Genomic DNA, 3641 nt, shown 5'->3' with positions numbered 1-3641 from the left:
CTCCAGATACAGTCAACGGTACAGCCATTTTCAAGTAAAAAATGTACCCAGTAGCCTCTTTTCAATTTTTTCTTAGAAGCGACCTGCAGTAAGGGTTTTGTTAATTTTTTAGTATTTATGTATGGGGGAAGTCCAGATATTTAACTTCATTTGTCAAGAAATTCGCTCATTTTTAGGTGCGCCATCGCACTTAAACCCACAGCTGCAATTAATGTGCATGGAGCGTTCCCCAAAATCGATCGCCGGATCAGTAGGAACCACTTTAGGGAACGCACCCTAGGGAGATAGCGTACTGCTACGCAGTGCCTTCGGCATCGCACTATAGATTTAGCGGTTCCATTGAATGCTTTAGCAGGCGGTCGGGTGCAGTGATTTGTTAGACGCTCGCTTAATTGGCAACCTAACTAATCTATCTTTATGAGCCAGTTGCTTCTGCTTTAAGTCATTAAAAATAGCTCTTAAGTCATATTGAAACGATTGAGCGTATTCTTCTCTATACTTGTGAATTTCATCGAGAATTTCATTTTTATACATGACTAGACCTCTAGGTTATATCCAATAAGCTCATAAGGAGTGCAAATAACTGGCAATATATATCCGAGATCAGAACTAATCTGAGCCAGCTTACGCTGAATTTGGGCATTTGCCATGTGCTTGCAGTTCCATGTTACCAAATAATCTAAGTTATAGACGGTTGCTAATGCCATATGTAAAGCGTCGTTAGATGCCTTTAGGGGCAGATTGCTTTGAGTCAGAAACGCTTGCGAAAGTTCAAACGCATCTTCTGTAAGTTCGAGAAGCATTAGGGATTGTAACAAGTTTAACCGTTGAGCGGCGATTATCGGCTCTCCCTTAGCTGCCTCATCTTCAACGATCTCTGATGCGTAAAGCGTAAATGAGCTACTATGTTCGTTCCACCAATCTTGGGTGATCTTGATATTAGCAGCAACGATCAGATTGTCAGTGGGTCTGGCGGTTAAATGCCCAAAAATACTTGTTTCAATATAGACGCTTCCATTCACGGCAATCTAGAATATTTTTTCGCTCTCTATCCTACCTTATTTAATCTTGGTTTTGAGGGTGTTGGGTAACAGCCGTCAACCCAACCGACAAGATCAGCGTACTGCTACGCAGTGCCTTCGCCATCACACTTAAACCCACAGCTGCAATCAATCTGCATGGTGCGTTCCCCAAAATCGATCGCTGGAGCAGTAGGAACCACATTAGGGAACGCACCCTACGGCTGGTGAGCAAGTTGTGACAAAAACATACTTTTCGTTTGTTGCGTTTGTTGCATTTATTTCGTATGTGGGGTACACTAGGCCGTAGTAACTCTGGACAAGAGTTCAATCAACAGTATGAGCGGGACAAGACAATGGCTACTGGAATCGCTGATTTTCAAGAGACAATTGCACCGACTGCGGCAGATACAGAGCTTGCGCGTGAGTCAAGCCGTCAGCTTTCAAGATTTCTAGGCAAACGCCCTGTTGGAAACCACTTGCCTGAATTCAGACTGCGTGTGCAGGCGGATAATGAGCCAGAAGAAGTGGTTGTTATTCCGATGTCTGCATTTCGCCTTTTAACTGATATTCTGACGCAAATGGCTCGTGGCAATGCAGTTACTTTGATGCCTGTATATGCTGAGTTAACGACACAACAAGCAGCGGATATCTTGAATGTATCACGTCCATTCCTGATCAGTCTGATTGATGATGGCAAGATTCCATACCGAAAAGTGGGAACTCATCGCCGGATTCGATTTGACGACCTCATGACGTATAAGCATGACATAGACCAGAAAAGATTACAAACTCTTGAAGAACTTACGCGCGAAGCACAAGAGTTGGACATAGGCTATTGATTGTGAGCAACTTCACTGCATTATTCGACGCGTGTGTTTTATATGCAGCTCCTCTACGGGATTTTTTGATGCGTTTAGCATTGACAGATTTGTTCCGTGCCAAATGGACTGATGAAATTCATGATGAGTGGATTCGCAATCTTTTGAAGAATAGACCTGATCTCACGGAGGAGCGTCTTCATCGCACAAAAGCTCTGATGAACAGTAATGTGCGTGACTGTCTCGTTCAGGGTTATAAAGATCTAATTCCATCGCTAAACTTACCAGATGCCAATGACCGTCATGTACTAGCAGCTGCCATTTGTGCAGGAGCCGATGTGATTGTTACATACAATCTGTCAGATTTTCCGGCTACAACTCTTGAGCAATATGGTATCGAGGCTCAGCATCCCGATGAGTTTATTATTCATCTGATTGATTTAGCTCCTTCAGTGATCTGTGAAGCTGCTAAGCAACAGCGAATGAGTTTAAAAAATCCACCGCAAAGTGTTGATGAGTTACTTGCAGCTTATGAAAGGCAAGGTCTAGCCCAGACTGTAGCAGAACTCAGGCTGTACGATGGACTACTTTGAAATTCTCAAAACTTTGTCTATCCAACGGCAAAAGCCAGCGGCGGAGATAACTTTGGGCACTCTACCAGCAGCTTTTGACCGTCCGCTGCGCTGAAGTGTTAGGTCGCTCAGCGCTAAACGCCAAAAGTCACTCTACCACTTGAATAATCGTAGGCAAATCAGACACAGTAATAATACCAATTATTTTCTCTGTTTGCTTGCCGCCATCAGTAATTAATAAAGCATCTAGCTGTTTACCTCGACTTTCAAAAGCCTGAAAGCTTTCTAATACTTCAAACATAGTAGTATTACGACTAATAAACTTATGATTCTCCCGATCTTCAGTAAACTCTAACACCTTTTGAATTGGAGTTTCCTTAAGACTAAAGATCTCTTCTGAAACACATGCTCCAAGCCAACGTGTGATGGTATTTGCTGTAAGCAATGCAGAAAAAATACCATTGTCAAGAACTGGTATTTGAGAGAAGGAATGTTCGAGCATTAACTTTACTGCATCCCCAATTGATGCATCCTTTTGTACTAAGGCAACACTTTTTTGAAATTTGGGTATCACCTTAGGTGGACTTATGATTACAGATTCAATATGCTTAATATTCTTTACTGCCCTGTCATTTGGTTCAGCAATAATATGCCCATCAGAACGCTCATGTACAATCGCATTTCTTAAGTCTGCATATTCTTTAAGATCATTCTTAAAAGCTTTAACTACTGAATTCGACATTGAAACTTTATCGACCAATTGGTAAAAGCTAGGATAGTTATCCGAATTTACCTTTAAGCGAAGAAATCGCTCAATGGAAGAAAATGCTTGAAGAAAGTGGTCTGAATTATTCATAAATTCCTCTTCGGCAAAGAGAAAATCTGCACGTCATCGGATCCGTCTAATGCATTACCAACATCTTCTCGTATCCGATCAACTCGTTCACGAACAGTATCAATGGCACGGTCTACTATATCGCGATCAGTGTTTGGCATAACTTTTTACCTTCGGATGTAAAACGATCATCGAGCCACAGAAAATTCCCGCATAACTACATAATATACGGAAACTTTCCATATCTCACACCGGTAGTGATTCGGTAGTAGTGGTAAGCCATCTTGCTTATCTGGACTGAGTCGTGTAGAATATTTACTAATAAAAATAATTGCTTGATAAATGTTGGGGATTTGGTTTTTATGATTGCTATTTTTATCAATATCTTCTCTTG

The 3641-nt window shown here is 41.6% G+C and carries 6 protein-coding genes; 2 read left to right on the top strand and 4 right to left on the bottom strand.

Going from position 1 to position 3641, the window contains the following annotated elements; translation table 11 throughout:
- Window positions 1-348: 348 nt before the first annotated feature.
- Both O9324_RS15395 and O9324_RS15390 read right to left on the bottom strand, forming a co-directional pair.
- Window positions 349-534 (bottom strand): hypothetical protein, encoded by a 186-nt coding sequence (locus O9324_RS15395; RefSeq protein ID WP_002766158.1) that lies wholly within the window; start codon window positions 532-534, stop codon window positions 349-351.
- A gap of 2 nt (window positions 535-536) precedes the next feature.
- Window positions 537-1022 (bottom strand): type II toxin-antitoxin system VapC family toxin, encoded by a 486-nt coding sequence (locus O9324_RS15390; RefSeq protein ID WP_288140630.1) that lies wholly within the window; start codon window positions 1020-1022, stop codon window positions 537-539.
- A 353-nt stretch (window positions 1023-1375) separates the two neighbouring features.
- Here O9324_RS15390 and O9324_RS15385 point away from each other — a divergent pair, with 353 nt between their 5' ends.
- Window positions 1376-1861: a helix-turn-helix domain-containing protein gene (locus O9324_RS15385; RefSeq protein WP_288140629.1), complete on the top strand. Its 486-nt coding sequence runs from the start codon at window positions 1376-1378 to the stop codon at window positions 1859-1861.
- A gap of 2 nt (window positions 1862-1863) precedes the next feature.
- The gene (locus O9324_RS15380; RefSeq protein ID WP_223211779.1) at window positions 1864-2433 is read left to right on the top strand and encodes a PIN domain-containing protein; all 570 of its coding nucleotides are present in this window, start codon (window positions 1864-1866) and stop codon (window positions 2431-2433) included.
- Window positions 2434-2560: 127 nt separating this feature from the next.
- On the opposite strand, the gene O9324_RS15375 is transcribed toward O9324_RS15380, so the two are convergent.
- The gene (locus tag O9324_RS15375; RefSeq protein WP_002766152.1) at window positions 2561-3268 is read right to left on the bottom strand and encodes a CBS domain-containing protein; all 708 of its coding nucleotides are present in this window, start codon (window positions 3266-3268) and stop codon (window positions 2561-2563) included.
- Window positions 3269-3435: 167 nt separating this feature from the next.
- Window positions 3436-3641 (bottom strand): hypothetical protein (locus tag O9324_RS15370; protein ID WP_288140628.1); only part of this gene is annotated, 206 nt, incomplete at its 5' end.

The organism is Microcystis sp. LE19-84.1B (assembly GCF_027531875.1).
Lineage (GTDB): Bacteria > Cyanobacteriota > Cyanobacteriia > Cyanobacteriales > Microcystaceae > Microcystis > Microcystis panniformis.
The sequence above is the reverse complement of the archived record's forward strand: the minus strand, read 5'-3'. Positions and strand labels throughout refer to the sequence as shown.

What these genes read in the sequence shown, in the direction of transcription:
- O9324_RS15395 (WP_002766158.1), bottom strand. Translation starts at nt 534, where the DNA reads ATGTATAAAAATGAAATTCTCGATGAAATTCACAAGTATAGAGAAGAA.
- O9324_RS15385 (WP_288140629.1), top strand. Translation starts at nt 1,376, where the DNA reads ATGGCTACTGGAATCGCTGATTTTCAAGAGACAATTGCACCGACTGCG.
- O9324_RS15375 (WP_002766152.1), bottom strand. Translation starts at nt 3,268, where the DNA reads ATGAATAATTCAGACCACTTTCTTCAAGCATTTTCTTCCATTGAGCGA.